Below are 23,789 nucleotides of genomic sequence, written 5' to 3' on the forward strand. Positions count from 1 at the left end.
GTTCTCCTGTTAGTTTTCGACGGAACGGATCGCTGCATCAAGATTGCTGGGGTGAAGGTTGGCCTGTAAGAACGCGCTGTCGGCGGGCAGGTCAATCATCAGCTTGTGTATTTCGCCGAAGGTGAGCACGCCGCTCTCCAGTTGGTAGTCCAGCAGATGGCCCCCGCCCTGACGGTCGTCGGTAATGAAGTGTTCGTGATACCCCGCCACGTTAATGCCCTGCATATGCTGCGGGGTGCGGAACCCGACCAGCACCCCTTCACGCTGGTTAAAGCGGAACACCGGCTGGTCATCCAGCACGTCGGTCATCGCCCGGTACGGCGGCTTCTGGCGCGGTACGGTGCGGGTGTGGGCGTGGCGGAAATTGCCGTCAATGCGCAGCGCGCAGAACAGGTTGTCGGAGGGGATCTGCTGGTCAATCACGTCGTGGATCTGCTGACGGCTGACCGGCGCATCGAAGGTTTTGCGGTACTGCGGCTGGAACCAGGTCATTACCGCAAACGGCGTTTTCTGCTCCGGCTTCGCGGCCCGGGCGCTGCCGTCGGCGCGCAGCTGGTAGACCTGGCTGCTGAAGGCAATCATTTCACCGTCCAGCTCGTTAAAGGTGCCGAGACCAAAATCACCGTGTGCCAGCAGGTCGGCGATCGTCGTCTCCCCTTCGTACACGCCGCTTAGCAGGGCGCTCATTAGCGATGTCTGGTAGATCACGCTGTCAGGATGCTGGGCTGAGAACCCGCGCAGGGTCTCGCACAGGCTGGCCTCACAGTCGCAGGCAGATGAATGCGTCATCGTGCTCGTCCTCTTCAACTTTATTTAGAAAGGTTAAATAAATGTTGACCCGATTCAGCAGAGAGTTCCAATATAGAAACCATGCTGGTTTGAGACGTTTTAGATATGGAACTTCGTTATCTGCGGTATTTTGTCGCGGTTGCACGCGAGCGACACTTCACCCGGGCGGCCGAAGCGCTGGGTATTTCACAGCCTCCTCTGAGTCAGCAGATCAAACGGCTTGAAGAGGAAGTCGGCACGCCGCTGTTCAGACGCCTGACGCGGGGCGTGGAGCTGACCGAGGCGGGAGAAGCGTTCTATGAGGATGCCTGCAAGATCCTGGCGCTGAGCGATGCCGCGCTGGAAAAGGCCCGCGGCATCGCGCGCGGGCTGAACGGCAATCTGTCGATTGGGATCACCAGTTCAGATGCCTTTCACCCAAAAATTTTCGCGCTGATTCGCCAGTTTCAGGTGCAGAACATGGCGGTGCAGGTTCACCAGGTGGAGGCCAATATGTCGTCGCTGACGACGATGCTGGCGGAGGGTGAACTGGATATTGCCTTCGTACGCCTGCCGTGCGAGAGCAGTAAGATGTTTGAAATTAAAATCCTCGACCGGGAGCCGATGGTGGTGGCGCTGCATCGCGACCATCCGCTGGCGGCTTGCGGTTCGCTGGCGTTAGAGCAGCTTCGGGGTACGCCGGTGGTGCTGTTCCCGCAGGAGGTCGCGCCGGGCCTGTATGACCGGGTGCACGGCTGCTGCGAGCGGGCCGGAATTGACGTGCAGCACGCGCTGCAATCGTCACAGCTTTCGTCGTCCCTGAGCATGGTCTCCGCCGGCGGCGGGTTTGCGCTGGTGCCGAAATCCATGGCGGCCATTTCACCGCCGAATGTGACCTATCATGCGCTAAGCTCACCGGCGCTTTATACCGATATCGCGCTGTGCTGGCGGCGTTTTGAACGCTCGCGGACGGTGAGGCGGTTTTTGACGATGATGAGCGAGGAATCATAGCGGCTTATAGGGGTTTTGAGGGTTTGTTGGCCGGGTAAGGCGCAGCCGCCACCCGGCAAGTCAGCCTTCGTCGTCAAATCCAGACATCGTTCTCTGCGGTGCGATCCCCGCCTTCGTGTCCCGTATTCAGAACCCCGCAAGGTTCTATCATCATCATTTTTACCGTCGTTTCAGCAGACGTCTTATGTTCAACGCCTTTCGGCACAACGTACAATTCCCCCGGATTAACGAGCACGTGCCCGTCACGAAAATCAATACGTAACACACCCTCAACCACGATAAATGCTTCGTCGGTTTCAGGATGCGCGTGCCATATAAAATCTCCCTCTATTTTCACAATCTTAAACTGGTAGTCATTCATCTGAGCGATGACCTTCGGCTGCCAGTGCGCGTCGAAGAGGGAAAATTTATTTTCCAGATTAATGGGTTGATACATGGTGACACTCCCTATGGTTGAGAAGTGTCCAGGATAGAGTAAGGCCGTTGCGCCGGTCTTGAATGATTGTGCAGCTCAGGTGCGGCTGTTTTGGATGATTTTCTGCCAGCGTCCCGGTGAGATCCCCAGCGTTTTGATAAACTGGCGAGTCATATGACTTTGGTCAGAAAACCCGGCCTCAACGGCCGCTTCAGCAAGAGACAGGCCTTTTTCAATCAAACGTCGGCAATATTCAAGACGCCGCATCGTCACATAGCGATACGGGCTTGTTCCGTAAAGTGCACGAAAATCCCGACTCAGGCTCCAGCGATCCCTGCCGCTGACCTCGGATAGCGTGTCGAGCGTAATGTCCTGGCTGAATTCTGTTTGAATATATTCGCGTGCACGCTCTGCGCGACGATAATCGAATGCGCATCGACGAAAGCGTTGTCCTCCCACCATGGCCAGCGTGTTGGCCAGATCGTAAAGCGCATCCTCTTCTTCCAGCGTATCGACAGGTTCTTCTGGTGCTTTTAGCAAGGATTCGGTCGCCGCAAAAAGCCGGGGATCGGATGAGATCCCGCCGGGAATAAACGGCAGCGGTTTTCCGCCCAGGATTTTCTGAACTAACGCCGGATCGATATACAGCATCCGATACTGAAATCCTTCAGTCGTCCCCGCCTCTCCGTCATGCACTTCGTCCGGGTGCAGAACCATCGTCCCGCCCGGAAGGCTGTGTTGTTGACTGCCCCGATAGTGAAAGCTCTGCACCCCGGACAAGGTTCTGCCTATCGCGTAGGTGTCATGCCGATGTGGCTCATAGCCATGTCCGCTGAAATACGCCTCTATGCGCTCTATTTTCCCGGGTTGTTGCGCCAGTCTGACCCAGTCTTTATTGGCTTTTGCATTCGACATATGACACCTGATGCCCTGTGAGGGTGAAGCAACACCATAAACGCATCGGGTGCAGTTTGGAAAGTTGTTGCAGGCAATGCGGGGAAACAAGATGCAGTAAAAATAGCCAGATAATCAGATACAGAGCGACAGTATGCTAACGTATCCTGATTCCACATCCTCACTTGCCTCCTGCTTCAGGCATTCATACATGCGCCGGAATACGCAGAACTAGACTTTCACCTCCGCATGCAATGCGGCCTGCGGGACGGGCACTGATTTTTTCCCTGTACGCCAGCAACGCAGGCCAGGGACTCAGCTCAATGGCGAAGAACCTGGCCCACCCAGGTTGCTCAAAATGAAAAGGTCTGCGTGAAGGAGTAACCGCGATGCAAACTGTGCCCGGCGGCGCTGCGCTTGCGCGGGCCTACGTGTCGCGGGTTGGTTGACGGTTTTGTTGGCCGGGTAAACGCAGTGCCACCCGGCAAGTCAGCCTTTGTTGTCAAATGACGGGATCCTGGAACGGTAAAGGTCTTACTGATGCACGCTTCGGTACTACGTTTTCCTGGTAATTGTCTGCCGCAAACCATCTGTTACTCTGGCAGGACTCAAAGGATGACAAGGAAGAGGAATGCTGAATCCCGGATTCGTTACCCGCAAAGCGCTTGCTCAGTGGCAGGATGTTCCCGCTTTTCTCCCCCAGTTCCAGTTTCATGAAAAACACCGAGCGGTCATTCATACCGCGCATCCTGAAAATATTCTGCCGTTGATTGCAAACTTTGACGTCCGGCAAGATGCCGTGATTCGTCGACTGATGGCTTTACGGCAATTACCGCAAAAATTACTACGTAATCAGCAGGCTGACTCAATCAGCAACTTTGGACTGCACAGTTTTACCCTGTTGAAAAACTCTGCATCTGAGCTCTGCTATGGCTTAAAAGGACAATTCTGGCGGACTAATTTCGGTCTGGAAAACGCACTGGACGCCATGGCTTTTCAGTCGCCAGCCGCGCCGGGTAGCGCGACATTGCTGCTGCGCTACCAGGTAACGGAACTGGCCCCAGGTCAACATGAACTCTGTACGGAAACCTTCGTCTATTGTCCGGACAAACGTACTCAACTCAAAATGGCAGCCTACTGGCTGGCAATACGGGCCGGGAGCGGCTGGATCCGTAAAAGGACGCTGAAAGTGGTTAAGTTGAATATTGAAGGGCTGGAATGAGCGAGGAGCGAAGCTATGCTTCATAGAAAACCCTATCAGGTTTCAGAGAAATACGAATGCTATAAGAATAACTATCTGGTGAGTACAGACAGAGAAAAGCTTGATGTACAGGCTATACATCAATATCTGACGAGGTCAACCTGGGCAAAAGGCATTCACCTGGACATTGTTTCTGCCTCCATAGAAAACAGTCTTAACTTTGGCCTTTATCATAATGAACACCAGATTGGTTTCGCGCGTCTGATAACAGATTATGCTACCTTCGCCTACCTTTGCGATGTCTATATCCTTGAAGAACATCAGGGCAAAGGGCTGGGAAGATGGGTTATGGAATGCATACATCATCACCCTGTGTTTGAGCAGCTTCGCAGGATCATGTTATTTACCACGACTGCACCCTGGCTCTATGAAAAATTTGGCTACGAGCCCGTAAACAGAAAAAACTATGCATGGACGATTACGCGGCCTGATATCTATTTGAATGAAAAATAGCCTGGCTGATAATCCCTGTTCAGCTCCCCGTTGACTTATTGACTCTGTGTTTTCATCATCCGTTTCCGGGACAACGCGAACCCGTTCGGTCTGTGAAGATCGAACGTACGCTAACGACAGCAGCGCTAACCTTAAAGAGCGGGACTATTTGCTATGAATCCAAGGGAAAATATTGTCAGTACATTCAGCGAGTTGTCTGCAGAATTACAGCGTGCTGCCGAGTTCTCGCTACAGAATACCAATCAATTGGTTGTGCTATCAATGCGTGCCTTCGCCAGTGAAGCAGGTGTAAAACCCGCCACGTTGCTGCGGTTGGCGCAGCGATTGGGCTACAACGGCTGGGGTGAACTCAAGGACGCTTTCATTGATGAACTCGGGCTGCGCAATGATACATATGTCTCCAAAGCCGAGAAGCTGATCGCTAAAGGCACTCAGCCGCAGCTGTATGAAGAGGTATTTCAGGCGCATCAGAGAAATTTGGCTTTTACACAGCATGAAAACCATCAGGCTATGGAGCAGGCTGTATCGCTGCTGGACGCGGCCGAGAATGTCTATATTTGCGGTTTCCGGGCCAGTTTCCCTATCGCCTGGTCGCTGTTTTATGTCTATCGACTGTTCAATCGGCAAGTCTCGCTCATTGATGGGCTGGCGAGCAATATCGAGGTATTCACCCGCGAATTAACAGCACAAGATTGCCTGTTACTCACCAGCTTTGCGCCCTATTCACGTGAGTCGCTCGATGTCCTGCGCGCGGCTCAGCAGGCGGGCGCGACAATCGTCGCCATCACGGATTCTCCCGTCTCGCCATTAGCACAGGCCGCCGACTGCACGCTGCTGTTCTCTATCGACAGCCCGTCGTTTTTCCCTTCCGTGGTGTCTGGCATGGGGCTCGCCGAGTGTTTACTGGCGATGCTGGTCGCGCGCCATGGTCGGGACGCAGTGAATAAAATCGAAAATGCTGAACGCTATCTTAATAACTCTGGCGCCTATGTGGTGCCCGGAAAACCCTGAAAAATGATTCATATGCATCTGGCATAAGAAAACAGAATGCATTTGAATCAAAAATGAAATTGACGTGATACAAATGGATCCTGCAAGATGCGCTTCATTAGCAAAGCGTATTCAGGAGCAGGACCAGCATGAGCCATATTATTCACCGCAGTCTACGCAACACGCCCGCCGTGGCGGTACGCGCTCAGGGGGCGTACATTTTCGATGCACAGGGAAAACAGTATCTGGATGCCTGCGGTGGCGCCGCCGTGTCCTGTTTAGGTCACGCGCATCCTGACGTGCTGGCTGCGATGCATCGCCAGATCGATCAACTGGCCTATGCCCATACCAGTTTTTTTACCAGTGACACCGTTGAACAGCTTGCTGAACAGTTGACGCGTACGGCGCCAGGCGATCTTAACTATGCTTATTTCGTTTCGGGCGGTTCGGAAGCGGTCGAAACCGCGCTCAAGCTGGCGCGTCAGTATTTTGTTGAGATCGGCCAGCCGTCGCGCACCAAATTTATCGCCCGTAAACAGAGCTATCATGGCAATACCCTTGGGGCGCTCGCGGTGGGAGGCAACGAATGGCGCCGCCGCCAGTTTGCTCCCTTGTTGATCGACGTGATCCGCGTTTCGGCTTGCAATGAGTATCGCGACCGCCGCGCAGACGAAACCCAGCAGCAATACACCACGCGTCTGCTCAACGAGCTGGAGCAGGCCATTATTGAGGCCGGTCCCGACACCATTATTGGTTTCTGTGCAGAAACCGTGGTGGGGGCCACCACTGGCGCCACCCCGCCTACCCCGGGCTATCTTAAAGGTGTACGCAACCTGTGTGATAAATACGGCATCCTCTATATCGCGGATGAAGTCATGTGTGGCATGGGACGCACCGGCACATTGCACGCCTTTGAACAGGATGATGTGGTGCCGGATTTGGTGACGATCGCGAAGGGGCTGGGAGGCGGCTATCAGCCGATTGGCGCAGTATTAGCGAGCGAAAAGATTGTCTCAGCCCTGCAGGCCGGTAGCGGTCTGTTCCAGCACGGGCACACCTACATTTGTCACGCGACCGCCGCTTCCGCAGCCCTGGCAGTGCAGCAGGTGATTGCGCGCGATAATTTGCTGCAGGCGGTTAAGCAACAGGGGGCTTACCTGCACAACGCATTGCGTGAGGTACTGGGGGAATTACCGCACGTCGGTGATACGCGTGGACGCGGCTTGTTTGCCGGCGTTGAGCTGGTACGCGATAAAGCCAGCAAAACCCCCTTCGATCCAGCCCTGAAGCTGCATGCAGCAATCAAAGCAAACTGTATGTCACGTGGGCTGATGGTCTATCCAATGGGGGGAACAATTGACGGGCAATATGGCGACCATATCCTGATCGCGCCACCGTTTATTGTCACGCCTGGCCAGCTCGACTTTGTGGTGGATACGCTGAACACCGTGATTCACGAAGAGACGAGCAGATTATGATCAATCGTTTACCGGCGCTGGCGGAGCATGAGTGGGACGACCAACAGCGTACTTTGGCCGAAGAGATAATCAACGGGCCCCGCGGTGCGCTGCTGCCCCCTTTCGAGCCGCTGCTGCGCAGCCCAGAGCTGATGGCCCATGCACAACGCATGGGAGAATACCTGCGTTATCGCAGCGCGCTGGGACAGCGCCTGTCGGAACTGGCGATTTTGATGACCGCGCGGCACTGGTCGCAGCCTGTAGAGTGGGCGATTCATGCACCGATAGCGCGCGAGAAGGGTATTTCTGCTGCGGCGGTGCAGGCGATTAATGAAAAACGTCTTCCAGAGGATCTGCAGCCGGATGAATGGGTGGTTTATCACTTTTGTAAGGAGTTACATGAACAGCAGAAGGTCAGCGATACCACCTGGCAGCACGCTATCGCGCTGTGGGGCGAGAAAGGCGTGGTGGATCTGATCGGAATCAATGGTTATTACAGTTTTCTCTCAATGATTATGAACGGCGCACAGACGCCGGTACCCGACACCTGGGATGAGATTATTCCCGCTTAAGTTTTCGCTTTAAATTTGGCGCATGAAAGTGCGCCCTGCATATCAACGTTTTATTTTCCCACCCCGCCGATGTATTTCGCCGGGTGACATTCATGCACGCTACTTCACTGACGCCGAGGGTTATTATGTCCGGATTATTGACTAAATTAAAAATTACGTTAGCGCTGGTCGCTTGCTCCGCCAGTTTTGTGGCACAAGCGCAGGATAAATTAACGGTTGGCGTTGATACCGCGTTTGTCCCCTTTGAATTTAAACAAGGCGATAAATACGTCGGCTTTGATATTGATTTGTGGGATGCCATCGCTAAAAAAATGAATGTCAGCTACGAATTACGCCCGATGGACTTCGGTGGGCTAATTCCGGGGTTGCAATCACGGAATCTGGATGTCGCCATGGCGGGCATTACGATAACCGATGCGCGTAAACAGGTCGTCGATTTCAGCGACGGTTATTATGATGCTGATTTATTAATGGCGGTTAAAAGCAGCGACAATACCATTACTAAATTCAGCGATTTAGCAGGAAAGAAAGTGGGATTAAAGCAGGGAACGGCGGCGGCCAGCTTTATGAAAAGCAAATATAAGGCGAATTATGTCGAATTCCCGAATATTGATAACGCCTATCTTGATTTGCAGGCAGGTAACCTTGACGCCGTGGTGCATGATTCCCCCAACGTGCTCTATTACGTAAAAACGGCAGGTGATGGAAAAGTGAAATCAACCGGCGAAACTGACAGCATTCTGCCGCAGCACTACGGCTTTGCGATGCAGAAAAACAGCAGTCTGACGCCGAAGATCAACGCAGCGCTGCAGGCGTTACGTGCAGACGGAACTTACAGCAAGATTTACGTGAAGTGGTTTGCTAAACAGCCAAAATAATCCCGCCAGGTCGGAGCGATCCGACCTCGTTGCATCTTAACGGGTAACATGATGAATTTCGACAGTAAATATATTTGGGAGTCCCTGCCGCTGTTGTTGCAAGGACTACAGCTGACGCTGGTTATTTCACTATCAGGTTTATTGGGTGGTTTTGTTATTGGCCTGCTGGCGGGAACCTGCCGGGCGCTCGGAGGGAAAATATCAAAGACAGTCTCGTTAGTCTTTGTCGAGTTAATCCGCGGAACGCCTATTATGGTGCAAGTGATGTTTATTTACTTCGCACTCCCCATGGTGCTACCGATTCATATCGACCCGGTAACCGCGGCCATTACGACCATTGTGATTAACTCGGGTGCCTATATTGCAGAAATCACCCGAGGGGCGATCCTCTCAATTAATAAAGGATTTAGAGAGGCCAGCCTGGCAATGGGATTATCCCAACGCAGCACGCTATGGCATGTCATAATGCCGCTGGCATTGCGCCGTATGATCCCGGCGTTAGGTAATCAGTGGATTATCAGTATTAAAGACACCTCGCTGTTTATTGTGATTGGTGTGGCGGAATTGACTCGTCAGGGGCAAGAAATTATTGCCGGTAATTTTCGCGCGCTGGAAGTCTGGACCGCCGTGGCAATGATCTACCTGCTGGTGACGCTGTGCCTGAGTTTCCTGCTGAAGCAACTGGAGAAAAGGATCCATATTTTATGAGCATGGTTGAGTTTAGCGCAGTGTCGAAAAATTTCGGCGCCACTCAGGTGCTGCACGACATCAATTTAAAAATTGACGCCGGCGAAGTGGTGGTGATCATCGGTCCTTCCGGATCGGGTAAGTCGACGCTGCTGCGCTGCATTAATAAGCTGGAGGAAATTTCCTCCGGCACGCTGCTGGTAGCGGGAATGCATCTTACCGATCCTCACGCTAACGAGTGTGATATCCGCCGTGAAGCCGGGATGGTGTTTCAGCAGTTCCATCTGTTCCCCCATCTGACGGCGCTGGAGAATGTGATGTTTGGTCCGGTTCGCGTACGCAAACAGAGCAAAGCCGCCGCGCGGGAACAGGCACTCGCGTTACTGGACCGCGTTGGCTTACGCGAACGCGCCAGCCACTACCCATCAGAGCTCTCTGGCGGTCAGCAGCAACGCGTGGCCATTGCCAGAGCCCTGGCGGTGAAACCGAAAATGATGCTGTTCGATGAGCCGACCTCAGCGCTGGACCCCGAATTACGGCATGAGGTACTGAAAGTTATGCGCTCGCTGGCCGAAGAAGGCATGACCATGGTGATTGTGACCCATGAAATCGGCTTCGCCCGCGATGTGGCATCGCGGCTAATCTTTATTGATGGCGGCACCATTGCCGAAGATGGTCCACCTGATATGCTGCTGAATAGCAGTCGCAATCCACGCCTGAAAGAATTTTTGCAACACGTATCCTGAACAGAAGTGAATGATAACACTATGAAAAAAATAGACATTCGTGGTTCCGCTTTTGCAGTAGGTCAGGCGCTTGGCGCGTTCGGCCGCGAAGCCTGGCATGCAAAACTGACACAAACGGCGTTGTGGCAAACCGTTACCGCCATGAAAGACGCAGAACAGACCCGGAGCATGCGCTCGCTGGTCCAGTCTCAGTATCCCCTTATCTGGCAGGAACTGGAGGGATTAGCCGAGGGTCTGGAAGCACCGTTTGATGAGGTCTTTGCCTGGAATTGCCGCGGCGATCTGGTGCGCTCGACCTCTGACGGCTGTACCACGGTAGCGGGAAGCACCGCTGAGGGAGAGCTGATTATCGCGCATAATGAAGACGGTTTCCCGCAGCTTCGGCATGACTGCGCCATCGTCAGCATTACTCCGGATGACGGCCTGGCGTTTACCAGTTTTGCCTACCCAGGGTCGATTTGCGGACATACCTTCGCCGTAAACGAAAAGGGCGTGGTGAATACGGTGAATAACATACGCGCTTTGCACCGTCCACGCGGCATACCGCGTCAGGTATTAGCCCGCGCCGCGCTGAATTCCGCCACGCTGGATGAAGCCATTTCCATACTGACTACCGAGCCACGCGCCGGTGCATTTCACCATACGGTGGGACAAATGGGAGACAGCCGGCTGTTTAGCGTGGAGTCTACGGGAACAGGCTGTTCCGTTATGCCGCTGCGGGAGGTTTTCGCCCATGCTAATCACCTTATCCACCCTCAGCTTGATGCGGTTGAGCAGGTAATCACTGACAGCTCCCGGTCACGCCAGCAGCGGCTAAACGCCTGGCTAAAGACGCAATCTCACCTCGATGGTGCGGCAGCACTGGGTATTCTTTCAGACCAGCATGATCCCGCGCTCCCGATTTATCGTCTCTCGCCACAGGACCCGGATGAAGAGAATACGCTGGCCACGGCCGTCTTTACCCTGAGCACGTCGGAAATAAAATGGCAGATATTCACTCACGATCGGCAAAAACCCGCTTTTGAGTCTTACTGAGTCGCTTCCGCACCTAATGCGGCCTGCACCGCTGGACGGGCACTGATTTTTTCCCTGTACGCCAGCAACGCAGGCCAGGGGCTCAGCTCAATGGCGAAGAACCTGGCCCACCCAAGCACGGTGAAAAGATAGGCATCAGCCACGCTGAATGACGCTCCCATCAGATAAGCGCTAGTGGAGAGCGTCTCCTGAAGAAAATCGAACCGCCTGAACAGCTTCTCGCGAAAAATAGTTTTGACCTCTTCGGGCAGCACGCGGTTGAAAAGAGGTGCCGATCCGGCGTGTATTTCGCTGGTGATAAAGTTTAGCCATTCCTGAAGCCGCACTCGCTCCCAGCTGTCTGCTCGCGGTGCCAGCCCACTTTCTGGCTTGAGGTCTGCCAGGTACTGCAAAATGGCTGGCCCTTCGGTCAGTATTTTCCCGTCATCCAGTTCAAGCGCAGCGACATAACCTTTAGGGTTGATGGTCAGGAAGTCGCGCCCGTCAGCGGTAAGCTTGCTCCTGTTGTCCACTTTAACCAGTTCAAACTCAATCGCCAGTTCGCGAAGCACGATATGGGGTGAGAGTGAACAGGTGTCCGGGGCGTAATAGAGTTTCATAATCTCTCCGTTAAAGCGGCTAAGTGAAAAAGATTCGGTTTGCCCACACTGTGCTTAAAGCCGCTCTCACTGTAAAATTAATGATTCATAAATTAACTATTAGCTGAACTACTGATACCCATGATGAATCTTTTGCACTGGCGCCTGGTGGTTGCCGTGGCGGACGCAAGTAATATTTCGCGTGCTGCTGAAAAGGTCGGCATGACGCAGTCGGGCGCCAGCCAGGCGATCGCTCAGTTAGAGGCCTCATTAGGATTTGCGGTATTTACGCGAGAGCGGCGCCACATCGGCGTGACTGCCCTGGGTGAGCGGGTTGTCAAAGAGGCAAGAAGCATGCTGGCGCGACTGGACGCCATCCGCGCGCTGGCGGATGAGAGCCGTGGGCTGAGTGGCGGGCGCATTCGTCTTGCCAGTTTCCCTTCTGTGACATCCACGCTTTTGCCCGGACTGCTGCGGGATTTTAAGCGCCTGCATCCTGAAATCGAGGTGGTCGTACTCGAAGGGACGGATCAGGAAGTCGAAGAGTGGCTGGCGGCAGATACGGTTGATGTGGGCGTGGTCATGAACCCTGTTCCCGGACACGCGGATGTAATCCTGGGGCAAGATGCGTGGGTCGCGGTGTTGCCAGCCAGTCACCGTCAGGCTCGCTATGCGCATTCGCGGGGCATCACCCTTGAGGAACTGGCAGACCAGCCCTTCGTACTCGCAACGGGCGGTTGTGCCGTCAACGGAAAAAGCCTGATGGAACAGGCAGGCTTGCAGCTTTCTGACGTGCGCGTGACCGTCCGCGACTGGATCAGCGCCTGCCTGCTGGTACGCGAAGGCATGGGCGTCGCACTTATACCTGAATCCGCCCTGCCGGGTGAATTACGCGGCTTGTGCGTCGTGCCCGTAGCACCTTCACTGTGCCGGGAATTTGGGCTGGTTTGTTCGCAGGCGGGCAAATCCTCCCGCGCGACGCAAACGTTATTAGAAGGGTTGCTCAAAATGAAAAGGTCTGCGTAAGGAGTAACCCCGGTGCAAACTGTGCCCGGCGGCGCTGCGCTTGCGCGGGCCTACGTGTCGCGGGTTGGTTGACGGTTTTGTTGGCCGGGTAAGGCGTAGCCGCCACCCGGCAATGCCCTTTTGGAAGCCGCCTCGCAAATCTGCAAACAACCTTATGTAATTCAGGGCTATCCCTTTTCATCCTTTCTTTGCGGTCCTAAAGTGCCTGCGTTGCGGCACATCCGTAACCGGGCGTAGGAACCCGTTAGCATAACATGACGTTTTTTTAGACAAAGAGGATGCTAAATGGCGACTACTCCTGGATTTTCTTACGCGCTCTCTGAGGAAAGCGCAGTTCATCACCTCATCAACACTTCAATTTCCGATTCTGCGGATCTCTTCGAACTGGCAGATGCCTGTACTGCGTATGTCAGCGTGCTGGTGGAAACTGATGACGCGGTGACGTTTGCTACGCTCAGTAAGCGATTGCTGGCTGCGCTTAAGCGACTACGGGAGTGCTGTGATGCTGAACTCCCGCCGTATCTGGTTGAACAGTTGGTTGCGGGGGAAAAGATTACCTCCTGCGTACCGGACTGCTGGCAGGAGACAACGCTGCAGGTGGACTATGCCGTGGCGTTGACGCTGGCGGTGATGGGCGGGACATTGCCTGTGAGCGTGGCGAAAGAACTCACCGGGCTGCTGCATGATATGGTCTGGCTGCTGGCGGAGTTTGTGAAGGAGCCGTATATCACGGCGCACTGAGGCGGATGACGGGAGGCCGGAATACTGTGGGGTAGAAGCAGGGTTCCGGCCTTACGCTAACGTTGAATGTCTGCTAAGAGCGAGAAGCGGACATAACAACTAACGGTGACAATTGTCGGCTACGATGATCACCCTACGATCTGAACGGCGTACTGATAGCCTGTAGCAGGCTAGGAGAATGTAGTAAAATCCAAAATATGCATTGCTATAAGCGAGGCCATATAAAAATGATCCGCCGACAGAGTATTCTACAAGAAGTAGTGTAATCATCTTTCTTTATTGACAAAAAATCTATTGGATCTATTTAACCATCACAATGGGGTATGATTATGAAGTTTCGATGGTTGTTGGTATTGCATTAGATAGGATTTGTTAATATATTATTCAAGCCAACCCATTATATTAACTTCCAGAAAAAAATGAAAAATATTAATTTAGGAAATTTTAAACCAATAGAGATATTAACTCTTGTTATTTCATTTGTTGCCATGTGGCTATCTTGGAATGCTCAGGACTACGTTGAAGCTACGTATTCAAATAATCAGAAGATAATCATCTACAGTGAAAAAGATAAAGATTTAGAAGGTGTCAGTAAAATTTTCGCGCTAGGGGAAAATAAGAAAATACTTTCAGTTGAAATTATTTACCCAGATAATTTTTGGAACAAGGGGGATTATATTGATTCGCGGGGAGTGTATGAGAATGATCCTCAGGTCATAAAGAAATTAACTAAAATCCTCCCTAGAAACCTTACGAATGGTGAGTATTCTGCCTCCATTCCAGTTAGGCTTGTAACGCGTTATGCGGTGGATGGCGATTCTTACTTAGATATTTCAAACTATGTAATGGCTTTTTACTTTTATCTAAAAAATAATAATAATGAAAATCAATTATATGATTTGACTATGCATGAAACTCAGTTTGTTTTCTCTTCAAGAAGACCTAAAAGCCTAATTTATTTTATCAGTAGTTATTTTTGTGGTGAGGATGAGACCCAGGATATTAATAAGATGTTTAATGAAAAAGTCTTCTGGAATACCGTCAATTTTGCAGGAAAGATATAAACAACGGCATGTGAATGATTCCCTAGTGTACCCTGCATGAACATAATAATTTTTTACATCCTATCCCGGTCAGTGGTATAAAGGGCCGGGAAAGAATTGTTCTGAACAAGCCCGTTTGCGCCGATGAAATGATACATAGCCAATGGGATACTTATTATTGCCAAATAATTTTTTGATCAAATAATCTACTGAAGTCACAACCCACTGCTATATGACCATTATTCATGTTTGATACCCCCAAATGCAGCTTACACCCGCCATGCGGGTAAAGTTGGAACATAAAAAAACTTTACCCGTGTGGCGGAAGATCGTTAAACTTTTTCATTGCCATAAACAATGGGTACTCGTGTTAGATCATATCTTACTTTTGTTAGATGATACTATCGCCAATCCTACGCCATTCTTTATTATCAATTAGTGAAGACTTTCCGACCTTGATGTCTTCACAGCCATTAATATTTTTAATGGTTTCTTTAATAATATTAAAAAATGCATCTGGAGCCCATGGGTTAACAGATATTTTCCTTATAGCTGTTAAAGGTATATCCAAGTGTTTAAATGCAATATCAGTCGAAGATGGATAAATAATCCTATATTCAGACTCATCAGAAAATGCATATCTTTTTAAAAATGGCATATCATCTACAGTAGTAGTCCCTCCCCTCATTTTTGAAAGTTGCATGTAGTTGACAGGTCCATGCATGATATTTTTATTCTTTTTTAGATGGCTTTCTAGCTTATCTCTATCAAATACAATACAGACACCATTATCCGTATGAGTGAAAACACGCCAGTGATGATAGGTTTCATTTTTTTCTGACAAACACAAAGCTAAAGTCCGTTTCAATTTTTTCTTTTGTGTATATACGCTCAGGTAATGTGAATCATTTTTATCGTCCCAGGTCGCTGGATCAAGCAATGTAAGCTGTTTATTGGTCAATATGCATAGTAACGATGGGATACTTGTATATCTACGTAACATTCCGTTATTCAATATTATTTCCTCACGGTAATAATATTGCACTTATTAGAACAAATAGCACTCATAAGACCACCCTATAATTTTCACTCTTTTTGTCAAAAAATTCAATTGCTTAGATATGATTATTAAAAAATCACGAAAAAACAACCCTTTATTGAATAACGTAACACTGTGCCATCAACATCCGCCTCTGGCACAAAGCTGCCTAAAAGGGTCCAGTCTATCTAAGGTCAGGACGGACGTTCTGGGTGAAAATGTTGAGTGCCGCTTTGTAGCTGATTCGCCCTCAGAGACATTTAACCATTTTTAGCAAAAATCGACATATTTTTTATCCAATAAGACAATAATGCACTATTCGCAACAATCTGCTGGGTTTTGTTAAATTTTGGCAATAATCCCCCTTTTCTTCTCCGCAGATCTGAAAAAAGCCAAAATTGAATATTAGGATGAAGAATCTTGCATGAAGGGCATCGGGATACATTTTCCTGAGAAAAAATGGTCATTACCGCTTATTATTCATGGAATTTCTTATGAATAATGTAGGATATCTATGTTTGGAAAAATCCTCACAAGTGTCTCATGGCTGGTCAGGGCTGAGTTGCGCCGTAGCCTGAAGTCGAACCGGGATTACAAAAAACTCAGCTGGAACCCGATAGAAAGAGTTCTGGTTTCCTGCTCCACCTATTACATCCGAGCTATGCTTTTCCTTTGGCTCACTGCAGTCGGTGCTGTTGGCGTGGTGGAATACTTTCGCCCTGTATTGCATCCGTTCGCTCTTCAGCATTTTAAGGGGATTACCCTACTTTCAGGATGGATGTCTAATTTACTGGGTAGCCAGTTGACTATTATCGGTATTGTTTTTCCACTGGTCGTGGGTCTTATAAGTGTTCTGTTTCAAAAGAAATCTGCAAGGATCCATATCCAGTCTGCGTATCAACTTCACTCCGGATATATGTTTTCTGGTCTGAGTGGACTATCACTTGCCGCATTTATTGTGTTAGCCGGTATGACATTATCATTTGGAGACAGATATCTTAATACAGCTTTCGCCATTACAGCTTTTGTGTGGATGCTTTTCAATATTTTTCTGTCTATTTGGTTCTTTGTCTCCAGTCTCAATGTTCTGGATGAGAATAAACGTGATCGTCTTATGAATAAGTATTTTTTGTCACAGATAGTGGATGACTATATTCAAAATGCATTTATTATGGCGTGGCTGCGTTATCCGGGAGCAAACATCGGTGAGAGTTATCTCGGCAGTATTAAAATACTTCCTTACTCAATATCTGAAGATGAGGAAATGAAGCATTTTAAATTTGATGTCAGTAAAAACGATGTTGTTATAGATATCTATATAAGACCACTTTTATTCCTGCTGAGAAGACTAAAAGCGGCAGATGGACAAGATGCAGAAATTATCATTTTGCCTTCTTTTGGTGTTCGTTCTGGTGAACTGACTTTATTGTCATCGAAAGGTCTCATGCCTGTTTCAGGATTATGGCGGTGGTTATGCCGGCGTTGCATTGTGACCGGGCATTCCGAGAACAAAAGGGATCTGGATGATATTACTTTTGATTTCTTTGGTGAGGCATACGATGCCCTTAATGATAAAAACATTAGTGTCTTCAGGACAGGTGTTGAACGATTAACGGATACCTATACCTCTATTAAGCGAAGTTATAATTACGGGGGTGACAGAAATTATGTGGATGAAGTAAAAGAATCGGGGTTTAGCCATGCATTCAGTGATTCATTCCACTATGAATTGAGGAAATTTGTTCGTGAAACCGTAAAATCCATAGAATATTCAGGCGAGTATTTCCGTGAATCTATGGCTATTCCATTACATGTTTACAGAAAAACACAGAGTACTCGTTTTACCGATTTCAGACAATTTTTACTTTCGCTTTTCAGGGTATGGCATGTGTTAAACGAGTGGAAAGCGGGACTGGGGGGCACCCTCACGGCCAGCCAAGAGCAGACTCACCAGACGCTTATCCGCGATTTTATCGGCCTGTGGGAAGGCTGGAGTATGGGCACGATCATTGGCAAACCCGGTAGTGAAGATTCTACTGACCGTCTGATGTATCATCTGCATAACACCACCAGGCTGCTTATCCCGTCAGTGGTTGCCGATAATGCTTCTTCCGTGCGATATGCTCATGACGTTCTCTGTCTCTGGCTTAACCAGAGCCGGTTTTCACGGCACTGGGAGGAAGAGTACCGCTGGCACAGTTTCTTCCTGACTCCGGATTACCTGTCTCTGGAGGAAACAGATTCGCAGTGGGATATGTTACTCAGGGGGAGCCTATATAAAAAAGATGCGGCTTTATCCATTATATTTGCAAATGCCTTATCTGATTTACGCCTGTTAATGGCGGGCTATCTTATTGTGCATTTCGAACCACAAGAAAATATAGACTTAGCCGACCTTGTTAATCATCTCATTATGTCTGAATTATATGAAGAAAGAGACACTCATGATACACTGACACCTGCATTCAGACGTTCTGTCGATATCATTGATATGATATTGAGAATTGAACACTGTAATCTTCATACAAATACAAACTGGTATAGTGGTTTATCAGAAACCATTGAGGTTATGAACTCTTATAATGAAAGGCCTTACATTTCCTCGCGTACGTATACAGGAGTACATGAGGATGTTGGGAGCCTATACGGAGCGTTTTCCTTGCTGGCTATAAAGCTCGCCAAACCTACTGAACAGGTTACACAGCGTGTTAATGAAGCTCTGGCGGGAGGGTTGTTTTCCTATTCCAGTAAAGTCCGAATAATTTCTATTCTTGAACGACTGAAGCGGGATCCTTCAATCCTTTATGAAGGCTATATCATTTCAGAAACGGATTATGCAACGAATGTAGTTTTCTTTAATGATGTTCTGGATAAATATATTGAAGTCTTCAATCGTAGCAAATTGGCAGATATCGTTGCTGCCGAAGTAGATCTTGAACGTCTCAGAAATACCGACAATCGTCTGACAAATGAACTTCCTGGGGCATTGTCTGAAGATACTCTACTCAATCACTTCACATTTTCTCAAAATTCAGAATGTGATCGCAACTGGCTGGTGAGAAACATTCCTGTTGGTGTTTCCAAAGATTATGTTGCCAGAGAACTTAATCGGAATGTATACGGTGATTTCCCATCGGCATCAGAAGTGAAGAAAAATATTCTCCACAGACTGCATTATTTACTGTGGCAATCACAGGCTAAATTAACGATGGAGGTCAAAAACCTCGAAACGCTGTTAATGGAAGTTGCGCAACGGTCCGCTGATCAGAATAATTACATTCTAGTGATCTATGGTTCCCGCTTTAGCGAAGAACTGAGGGAACTGGTCTATCAGCCGGAAAGGCATGACGCGTTTAGCATACATGTTGATGTGACAGCCAGAGGTATCCGCTCTCTGCCCTTTAGGATCAATAACTGTCTTGTTTACCTTGTCATCAATTCCGAACAGGAATTTTCTCTTATGGTCAGTGCTGAATCATTTGGTGAACTCAGGCTGTTCAGATACCCGGATGGTACCCTTTTTAACACTTTCTACCGCAGTAGCGACGATCCACTTGAAGGTGTGATGAAAACGCTCTGGGAAATGGAAATGGAAATCACTGGTCCACTAGTGGCGCGGTTTGAACATAGCTGAGCTAAATTACGGCGACCCTTTATGGGGTCGCTGTTAAATTGCTTTATAGTTAATAATGAATTTGAATTTTGTAATTAATATCAATAATCCCCTAATCGCAACAATTCGTCAATTTTTATGACTCTCTAGCAATAATGTCTTTCTCTTTCTCCGCAGATCCGAAAAAATCTAAAGTCGGATCTGGGTGGATTAATCGTATGCAAGGGCGAAGGAGATACGGAAGAAAGGGGGCAAAGCAAAAAGCAGGTGGGAAAGAAAGGTCCGCTTTGAGCGAAGCGGACATCGCGGAGACAATGTGCTGCCGGGTGCGAATGTCCCACGGCTCGTCATATCGCTCGCCGTATCACTTGTTATTTGTATTTGAAACGAGAAGTTGATGCAATTCCTTCAGGGATAGGTCCAATAACTCATTCTCCCTGATGAGATTGTTATCAGCATCTGTACCCTCTGCGCAGGATTCATTTAAATAGTTCAGAGTTTCCTGATCATCATCCAAGCATTCATAGCTGCCTGAATAAAATTCATCGCAACTTGCTTTGTTATTTTTGTCAATGTAACCAATGCATTGAATCACGCCTTTAACAACTTCAGCAGCAGAATAAACAAAGTAACTGCAGTCATTTATATAGCGTTCAACATCAGAAATCATATAAAAATAGTGCATCGAAGCTTTTTCAATTTCAAACTCACTTTCAATCGTAGCAACTTCACATTCAAGGTCTTTCAGACCATCTAACATTATGGAAAGTTTACATTGTTTTTCTTGCGCAGTTTCATTCTTAAATGACTCTCTACCCTTTGCCCTGATATTTATTCTTTCTTCAATTGCATAAATATAAGCAGGATATGTCCGCGACCACACTTGGTTTACTTTCAGGATTAACCGGTCTCTTTTCAGTCTTTCTTTTTTAGCTATAAATTCTGCATATAGTGCGGCATCCTCTTCGCACCATACATCAACTTTTCGTTTATAACCCAACTTTAATTCTTTCCCTACGCATATAGGAAACAAAGGATCAAAGGCCTTTAAGTATTCAAACTCACTTAGATAGAACCCTATATTATAACGATTAAATAATTGTCTAAACTCTTTCCCACTTAAGGTTTTCATTATCTCGCCAACTCCATTTTCATTAAAGCAAAATCAACAAGATAAAACCATAAACACTCTTACACAACCGGTTGATGTTGTTCAAATGGAAGATAATATAAGACAAGCATAACCTCGTTCACTTCCATACTGCTCCTTCCGTTGTTTTGCGTCACAGGACACCTACCGGACAGCTGCATCGCAGACCAGACGGAACTGCTGCCGTCGATTAATCAGATGCTAGCGCATGACCACGATCAACAACCTGTTTGACAGCTTCAATTTTAAACTCTTCGGGATAACGCTTACCGTGTAGTATCCCTGCAAAGTGAACCATCATTTTTAGAGGGCCTCTGGCACTCCAACTTCCGTTCTTGGCACAACACAGACATTCATACTCACATCTATCACCTTCCCTCCCTATCCCCCTACAGCCACGCTCGCCGACAGCCCCGCCACCAGATCAACCCCCTCCGGCAACCTGTCGATATGAATGCGCACCGGCACGCGCTGTGCCAGCCGGACCCAGCTAAAGGTGGGCTCGACGTCGGGCAGCCCCAGCCCGCCCGTCTCATCGTTGCTGTCCCCGATCCCATGTCCGATGCTCTCCACGTGACCCGTGATGACCGGCTCGTACCCCATCAGCACCACCTGCGCGGCATCCCCGACGCGGATATGGCGCAGCTTGGTCTCTTCAAAGTACCCCACCACCCAGAAGCTGTGGGCATCGACGATGGCGACCTTCGTCTCCCCCGCTGTCGCATAATCGCCAGGGCGAAGCCGCAGGTGCGTGACGTACCCCGAAACTGGCGCACGGACGGTGGCGTGCGCCAGATTAAGCTCTGCCAGATCCAGCGCGGCCAGCGCGCCGTGATAATTGGCCGCCGCGACGTTCGCCGCGCTGCCGGTTTGCTGCAAATCCTCGCTCGAAATAGCGTTTTTAATCAGCGTGCGGCGATGGGCCGCGTCCTGGCGCATCAGCATTTCATGGCGTTTCGACTCGACGTCAGCCTGCGCGCTGACCACCGCCAGCTTCAGCCAGCGCGGATCGATGGTGTAGAGCACATCGCCCCGGTTCACCCACTGGTTGTCCCGCACGGCCACGCTGATGACCGGCCCGGAGACGTCCGGCGCTATCTGCACCACGTCCGCCCGCACGCGGCCGTCGCGGGTCCACGGCGTATGTGCATAGTGTTTCCACATCAGAAACGCCAGAAGCGTGGCCGCCGCGACGACGCTTAACGTCAGCGCATAGCGAGCCAGTAAAGAAAGCAGTGATTTCATGACAATAACCCCAACGCAGTCAGGCCCTGCATCAGCAGGAAAAAGGTGACAATCCAGGTGGAAACATCCATCAGCGGGCGAAACGGCAAGCGCCGGTAGAGCCTGCTGAGAGAGAAAAGCACGACGAGGCCCAGCGTGCAGACCAGCGCCGCGAGGGCGACCGTCAGCAGCCCCGGAATAAAAACGCCGCCGATATTGAGATCGTTAACCATGGTCCGGCCCCCGTAATGCACAGTGCAGATCCACCAGCCTGAAGACAAACTGGCGCGTATGTTCATCTGCCGCAGGCAGATGGCGTTCGATAAGGGTGGCGATGCGCTCGCGTAAGGCGTGGCGGTCCGCGACATTTATCCGATGAAAAAGCGCGGCAACCTCCCTGTCGGGCGGTGTGTCGCTGCGGCGCAAATGCATGACCGACAGCCCCAGGCGCAGCGCGTGCAGCAGCCGACCGAGCGCCTGCTCTGGCGCGCACTCGCTGCGCTGTAAACGCGGCAGCAACAGGGCGGTTCGGTCCATCATCAGGTTGATCCAGTGCGTTTCATCAACCCGCAGCGTGCCCTTCACGCTGCGGCGAATGTCGCGCTGGCACAGGTTCAGCAGTCGCGTGATGGCACCATCCGCCTGCACGGTTTGCAGCAGGCTCATGCTGATGACGGCATAGCCGGTGGCGGCAAAGAGCGCGATGGCGGTGTTGGCCGCAACGGCAAAATCTCCGCTGTAGTGCGCCCCCAGCTCGCACAGAATGGGCAGCGTCAGGGTAATACCCATCGCCATAAACGTGGTGGGCGGACGCGCCTGAAGCGACCCGGCCAGCAGATACGCCGGGGCAAGCACCGCCACCAGCACCGGGAAATCGCTCACCAGCGGCAGCAGCGCAAAGCTGTAGAACAGGCTAATGACCACGCCCCAGAACGAGCCAACGATGTATTTCACGATGTGGGGCGCCGGAGTGTCGAAGCTGCCGAACAGCGTGCAGCAGACCCCCAGGATAGACACCGCCGTACCGCCATCCGGCCACGCTGAGAAGATCCAGACCAGACAGCCGCTCAGGATGATAGCGAAAGCCCCCAGCGCCGTGCGGGCTGCGGTCAGAGGATCCCGGTGAAAAACGTAGCCTTTCGCCGCGCGGGTTTGCCTCTCCCCAACGACGGGTTTGGCATGGCGGATGGCCCCGGAAAGACGTTCGCACTGCTGCAGAAGAGCGATGGCCTCCGAGAGGTAGCGAATAAAACTGACCTGCAACGCGTCGTCAAAGGTCTGCGCCTGCGCGGCATACCGTTCGACGAGAAGCGCACAGCGGAGCCGCAGCGCCTCTGCCGTGCTGCTGGCGCCTTCAACGGCAAGCCAGGCCTGAACGTCGCCCAGCAATACCTGCACGTCGGCGGGCAGGGTTCCGATCGCTGGCAGGCGATCGTGAAGTTCACAGTTGACGATAACCAGCCGAGCCAGCCGATCGTGGATCGCCTTTCTGGCCTGCCGCACCGGAGCTGAAAGGGCAAAATCATACGGAATATGGTGGCTTATGCCCTGCAGGAACTGCAGCGCCAGGGCCAGATGCAGAGGGGCGGAAGCCGCATCGGGTTTACCTGATAAGGTATCAGCCACCCGCCGGCGCGCGGCCTGTAGCGTCTGGGATAATTTCCCGTTGAACAGCCCCGAGACGCGCGCGGGCAGCACGTAGCGGTGAATCAGCGCCGCGCAGAAAATCCCGATAGCGATCTCCTGCACGCGGACAATGGCGACGTTAAAAATGCCGCCGGGATCGGACACCGCGGGAAAACCAATCAGGCTCGCGGTATAGCCGGCCAGCACAAAGGCGTACGCCCGGGGCGTGCGCTCCAGCAGGGAGAGCCACAGGCAGAACGTGATCCAACCCGTCAGCACCACGCTACACAGGACTGGCGTATTCGCGAAGGTGGGCACAATCAGCACGGTTGCGCTGGCCCCCGCCACGGTACCGGCCAGCCGGTAGAGGCTTCGGCTCAGCGATGCCCCAACTGACGTCTGTGACACGATGTAAACCGTAATAATTGCCCACGAGGGACGTTCGAGGCCTATCGAGAGCGCAATGTAATAAGCCAGCATCGCCGCGGCAAAGCTCTTCGCGGCGTAGATCAGCGCGCCCGCGTCGTTTCGCAACGCGTCAGGCAGGCGCACGGGATGAGAGAAGATGTTTTTCATGCCGGG

23 protein-coding genes are annotated in these 23,789 nt (G+C 50.8%); 14 read left to right on the top strand and 9 right to left on the bottom strand.

Annotated elements, in window-relative coordinates:
• Positions 1–9: 9 nt before the first annotated feature.
• Positions 10–789, bottom strand: coding sequence for an acetolactate decarboxylase (budA, locus tag AB8818_RS08430; RefSeq protein ID WP_116341312.1), 780 nt, complete (start codon positions 787–789; stop codon positions 10–12).
• Positions 790–894: 105 nt separating this feature from the next.
• On the opposite strand from budA, the gene AB8818_RS08435 reads away from it, so the two are divergent.
• Entirely contained in the window at positions 895–1,779 is an 885-nt protein-coding gene (locus AB8818_RS08435; protein ID WP_116341314.1) for a LysR family transcriptional regulator, read from the top strand.
• A gap of 73 nt (positions 1,780–1,852) precedes the next feature.
• On the opposite strand, the gene AB8818_RS08440 is transcribed toward AB8818_RS08435, so the two are convergent.
• Positions 1,853–2,215: a cupin domain-containing protein gene (locus AB8818_RS08440; protein ID WP_116341315.1), complete on the bottom strand. Its 363-nt coding sequence runs from the start codon at positions 2,213–2,215 to the stop codon at positions 1,853–1,855.
• A gap of 75 nt (positions 2,216–2,290) precedes the next feature.
• Entirely contained in the window at positions 2,291–3,109 is an 819-nt protein-coding gene (locus AB8818_RS08445; RefSeq protein WP_116341317.1) for an AraC family transcriptional regulator, read from the bottom strand.
• 610 nt (positions 3,110–3,719) lie between these two features.
• On the opposite strand from AB8818_RS08445, the gene AB8818_RS08450 reads away from it, so the two are divergent.
• The 9 genes from AB8818_RS08450 to AB8818_RS08490 all read left to right on the top strand — a co-directional run bounded on the left by AB8818_RS08450 (position 3,720) and on the right by AB8818_RS08490 (position 11,167).
• Positions 3,720–4,310 (top strand): hypothetical protein, encoded by a 591-nt coding sequence (locus AB8818_RS08450; RefSeq protein ID WP_192984042.1) that lies wholly within the window; start codon positions 3,720–3,722, stop codon positions 4,308–4,310.
• A gap of 15 nt (positions 4,311–4,325) precedes the next feature.
• Complete coding sequence (locus AB8818_RS08455; protein WP_116341321.1) at positions 4,326–4,802, top strand: GNAT family N-acetyltransferase; 477 nt, start codon at positions 4,326–4,328, stop codon at positions 4,800–4,802.
• A 153-nt stretch (positions 4,803–4,955) separates the two neighbouring features.
• A complete protein-coding gene (locus tag AB8818_RS08460) occupies positions 4,956–5,813 on the top strand; it encodes a MurR/RpiR family transcriptional regulator (RefSeq protein WP_116341323.1) in 858 nt (285 codons plus the stop codon).
• Between the two features lie 128 nt (positions 5,814–5,941).
• Positions 5,942–7,270, top strand: coding sequence for an aspartate aminotransferase family protein (locus tag AB8818_RS08465; RefSeq protein WP_116341325.1), 1,329 nt, complete (start codon positions 5,942–5,944; stop codon positions 7,268–7,270).
• A complete protein-coding gene (locus AB8818_RS08470; protein ID WP_192984044.1) occupies positions 7,267–7,821 on the top strand; it encodes a carboxymuconolactone decarboxylase family protein in 555 nt (184 codons plus the stop codon). Before AB8818_RS08465 ends, AB8818_RS08470 begins: the two co-directional genes overlap by 4 nt.
• Before the next feature lie 125 nt (positions 7,822–7,946).
• Positions 7,947–8,699: a glutamine ABC transporter substrate-binding protein GlnH gene (gene glnH / locus AB8818_RS08475; protein WP_192984060.1), complete on the top strand. Its 753-nt coding sequence runs from the start codon at positions 7,947–7,949 to the stop codon at positions 8,697–8,699.
• A 51-nt stretch (positions 8,700–8,750) separates the two neighbouring features.
• On the top strand, positions 8,751–9,407 hold the full coding sequence (gene glnP / locus AB8818_RS08480; RefSeq protein WP_116341329.1) for a glutamine ABC transporter permease GlnP: 657 nt from the start codon (positions 8,751–8,753) through the stop codon (positions 9,405–9,407).
• Between the two features lie 2 nt (positions 9,408–9,409).
• Entirely contained in the window at positions 9,410–10,132 is a 723-nt protein-coding gene (glnQ, locus tag AB8818_RS08485) for a glutamine ABC transporter ATP-binding protein GlnQ (protein ID WP_126797013.1), read from the top strand.
• Between the two features lie 21 nt (positions 10,133–10,153).
• Positions 10,154–11,167 (top strand): C45 family peptidase, encoded by a 1,014-nt coding sequence (locus AB8818_RS08490; protein ID WP_116341331.1) that lies wholly within the window; start codon positions 10,154–10,156, stop codon positions 11,165–11,167.
• Here the strand turns inward: AB8818_RS08490 and gstA are convergent.
• On the bottom strand, positions 11,161–11,766 hold the full coding sequence (gene gstA / locus AB8818_RS08495; protein ID WP_116341333.1) for a glutathione transferase GstA: 606 nt from the start codon (positions 11,764–11,766) through the stop codon (positions 11,161–11,163). The two genes, AB8818_RS08490 and gstA, sit on opposite strands and share 7 nt — an antisense overlap.
• A 120-nt stretch (positions 11,767–11,886) precedes the next feature.
• Here gstA and AB8818_RS08500 point away from each other — a divergent pair, with 120 nt between their 5' ends.
• The 3 genes from AB8818_RS08500 (at position 11,887) to AB8818_RS08510 (ending at position 14,576) form a co-directional block, all read left to right on the top strand.
• Positions 11,887–12,771, top strand: coding sequence for a LysR family transcriptional regulator (locus AB8818_RS08500; protein WP_192984046.1), 885 nt, complete (start codon positions 11,887–11,889; stop codon positions 12,769–12,771).
• 285 nt (positions 12,772–13,056) lie between these two features.
• On the top strand, positions 13,057–13,512 hold the full coding sequence (locus tag AB8818_RS08505; RefSeq protein ID WP_192984047.1) for a hypothetical protein: 456 nt from the start codon (positions 13,057–13,059) through the stop codon (positions 13,510–13,512).
• A 419-nt stretch (positions 13,513–13,931) separates the two neighbouring features.
• Positions 13,932–14,576: a hypothetical protein gene (locus tag AB8818_RS08510; protein ID WP_316387317.1), complete on the top strand. Its 645-nt coding sequence runs from the start codon at positions 13,932–13,934 to the stop codon at positions 14,574–14,576.
• A gap of 370 nt (positions 14,577–14,946) precedes the next feature.
• On the opposite strand, the gene AB8818_RS08515 is transcribed toward AB8818_RS08510, so the two are convergent.
• On the bottom strand, positions 14,947–15,570 hold the full coding sequence (locus tag AB8818_RS08515; protein WP_192983291.1) for a DUF2971 domain-containing protein: 624 nt from the start codon (positions 15,568–15,570) through the stop codon (positions 14,947–14,949).
• A 538-nt stretch (positions 15,571–16,108) separates the two neighbouring features.
• On the opposite strand from AB8818_RS08515, the gene AB8818_RS08520 reads away from it, so the two are divergent.
• Positions 16,109–19,228, top strand: a complete 3,120-nt coding sequence (locus AB8818_RS08520) for a hypothetical protein (protein ID WP_192983293.1) — start codon at positions 16,109–16,111, stop codon at positions 19,226–19,228.
• 343 nt (positions 19,229–19,571) lie between these two features.
• On the opposite strand, the gene AB8818_RS08525 is transcribed toward AB8818_RS08520, so the two are convergent.
• The 4 genes from AB8818_RS08525 to AB8818_RS08540 all read right to left on the bottom strand — a co-directional run bounded on the left by AB8818_RS08525 (position 19,572) and on the right by AB8818_RS08540 (position 23,783).
• On the bottom strand, positions 19,572–20,339 hold the full coding sequence (locus AB8818_RS08525) for a hypothetical protein (protein WP_192983295.1): 768 nt from the start codon (positions 20,337–20,339) through the stop codon (positions 19,572–19,574).
• 399 nt (positions 20,340–20,738) lie between these two features.
• Entirely contained in the window at positions 20,739–21,602 is an 864-nt protein-coding gene (locus AB8818_RS08530; RefSeq protein WP_192983298.1) for an HlyD family secretion protein, read from the bottom strand.
• Entirely contained in the window at positions 21,599–21,814 is a 216-nt protein-coding gene (locus AB8818_RS08535; RefSeq protein ID WP_192983300.1) for a DUF1656 domain-containing protein, read from the bottom strand. Before AB8818_RS08535 ends, AB8818_RS08530 begins: the two co-directional genes overlap by 4 nt.
• The gene (locus tag AB8818_RS08540; RefSeq protein ID WP_192983303.1) at positions 21,807–23,783 is read right to left on the bottom strand and encodes an FUSC family protein; all 1,977 of its coding nucleotides are present in this window, start codon (positions 23,781–23,783) and stop codon (positions 21,807–21,809) included. Before AB8818_RS08540 ends, AB8818_RS08535 begins: the two co-directional genes overlap by 8 nt.
• Between the last annotated feature and the right edge of the window lie 6 nt (positions 23,784–23,789).

The organism is Enterobacter sp. KB-280D8, assembly GCF_041399405.1.
GTDB lineage: Bacteria > Pseudomonadota > Gammaproteobacteria > Enterobacterales > Enterobacteriaceae > Enterobacter > Enterobacter cloacae_N.

Excerpts from the sequence above, each read along its gene's own strand:
- budA (WP_116341312.1), bottom strand. The coding sequence starts at position 789 with ATGACGCATTCATCTGCCTGCGACTGTGAGGCCAGCCTGTGCGAGACC.
- AB8818_RS08435 (WP_116341314.1), top strand. The coding sequence starts at position 895 with ATGGAACTTCGTTATCTGCGGTATTTTGTCGCGGTTGCACGCGAGCGA.
- AB8818_RS08440 (WP_116341315.1), bottom strand. The coding sequence starts at position 2,215 with ATGTATCAACCCATTAATCTGGAAAATAAATTTTCCCTCTTCGACGCG.
- AB8818_RS08445 (WP_116341317.1), bottom strand. The coding sequence starts at position 3,109 with ATGTCGAATGCAAAAGCCAATAAAGACTGGGTCAGACTGGCGCAACAA.
- AB8818_RS08450 (WP_192984042.1), top strand. The coding sequence starts at position 3,720 with ATGCTGAATCCCGGATTCGTTACCCGCAAAGCGCTTGCTCAGTGGCAG.
- AB8818_RS08455 (WP_116341321.1), top strand. The coding sequence starts at position 4,326 with ATGCTTCATAGAAAACCCTATCAGGTTTCAGAGAAATACGAATGCTAT.
- AB8818_RS08460 (WP_116341323.1), top strand. The coding sequence starts at position 4,956 with ATGAATCCAAGGGAAAATATTGTCAGTACATTCAGCGAGTTGTCTGCA.
- AB8818_RS08465 (WP_116341325.1), top strand. The coding sequence starts at position 5,942 with ATGAGCCATATTATTCACCGCAGTCTACGCAACACGCCCGCCGTGGCG.
- AB8818_RS08470 (WP_192984044.1), top strand. The coding sequence starts at position 7,267 with ATGATCAATCGTTTACCGGCGCTGGCGGAGCATGAGTGGGACGACCAA.
- glnH (WP_192984060.1), top strand. The coding sequence starts at position 7,947 with ATGTCCGGATTATTGACTAAATTAAAAATTACGTTAGCGCTGGTCGCT.
- glnP (WP_116341329.1), top strand. The coding sequence starts at position 8,751 with ATGAATTTCGACAGTAAATATATTTGGGAGTCCCTGCCGCTGTTGTTG.
- glnQ (WP_126797013.1), top strand. The coding sequence starts at position 9,410 with ATGGTTGAGTTTAGCGCAGTGTCGAAAAATTTCGGCGCCACTCAGGTG.
- AB8818_RS08490 (WP_116341331.1), top strand. The coding sequence starts at position 10,154 with ATGAAAAAAATAGACATTCGTGGTTCCGCTTTTGCAGTAGGTCAGGCG.
- gstA (WP_116341333.1), bottom strand. The coding sequence starts at position 11,766 with ATGAAACTCTATTACGCCCCGGACACCTGTTCACTCTCACCCCATATC.
- AB8818_RS08500 (WP_192984046.1), top strand. The coding sequence starts at position 11,887 with ATGATGAATCTTTTGCACTGGCGCCTGGTGGTTGCCGTGGCGGACGCA.
- AB8818_RS08505 (WP_192984047.1), top strand. The coding sequence starts at position 13,057 with ATGGCGACTACTCCTGGATTTTCTTACGCGCTCTCTGAGGAAAGCGCA.
- AB8818_RS08510 (WP_316387317.1), top strand. The coding sequence starts at position 13,932 with ATGAAAAATATTAATTTAGGAAATTTTAAACCAATAGAGATATTAACT.
- AB8818_RS08520 (WP_192983293.1), top strand. The coding sequence starts at position 16,109 with ATGTTTGGAAAAATCCTCACAAGTGTCTCATGGCTGGTCAGGGCTGAG.
- AB8818_RS08525 (WP_192983295.1), bottom strand. The coding sequence starts at position 20,339 with ATGAAAACCTTAAGTGGGAAAGAGTTTAGACAATTATTTAATCGTTAT.
- AB8818_RS08530 (WP_192983298.1), bottom strand. The coding sequence starts at position 21,602 with ATGAAATCACTGCTTTCTTTACTGGCTCGCTATGCGCTGACGTTAAGC.
- AB8818_RS08535 (WP_192983300.1), bottom strand. The coding sequence starts at position 21,814 with ATGGTTAACGATCTCAATATCGGCGGCGTTTTTATTCCGGGGCTGCTG.
- AB8818_RS08540 (WP_192983303.1), bottom strand. The coding sequence starts at position 23,783 with ATGAAAAACATCTTCTCTCATCCCGTGCGCCTGCCTGACGCGTTGCGA.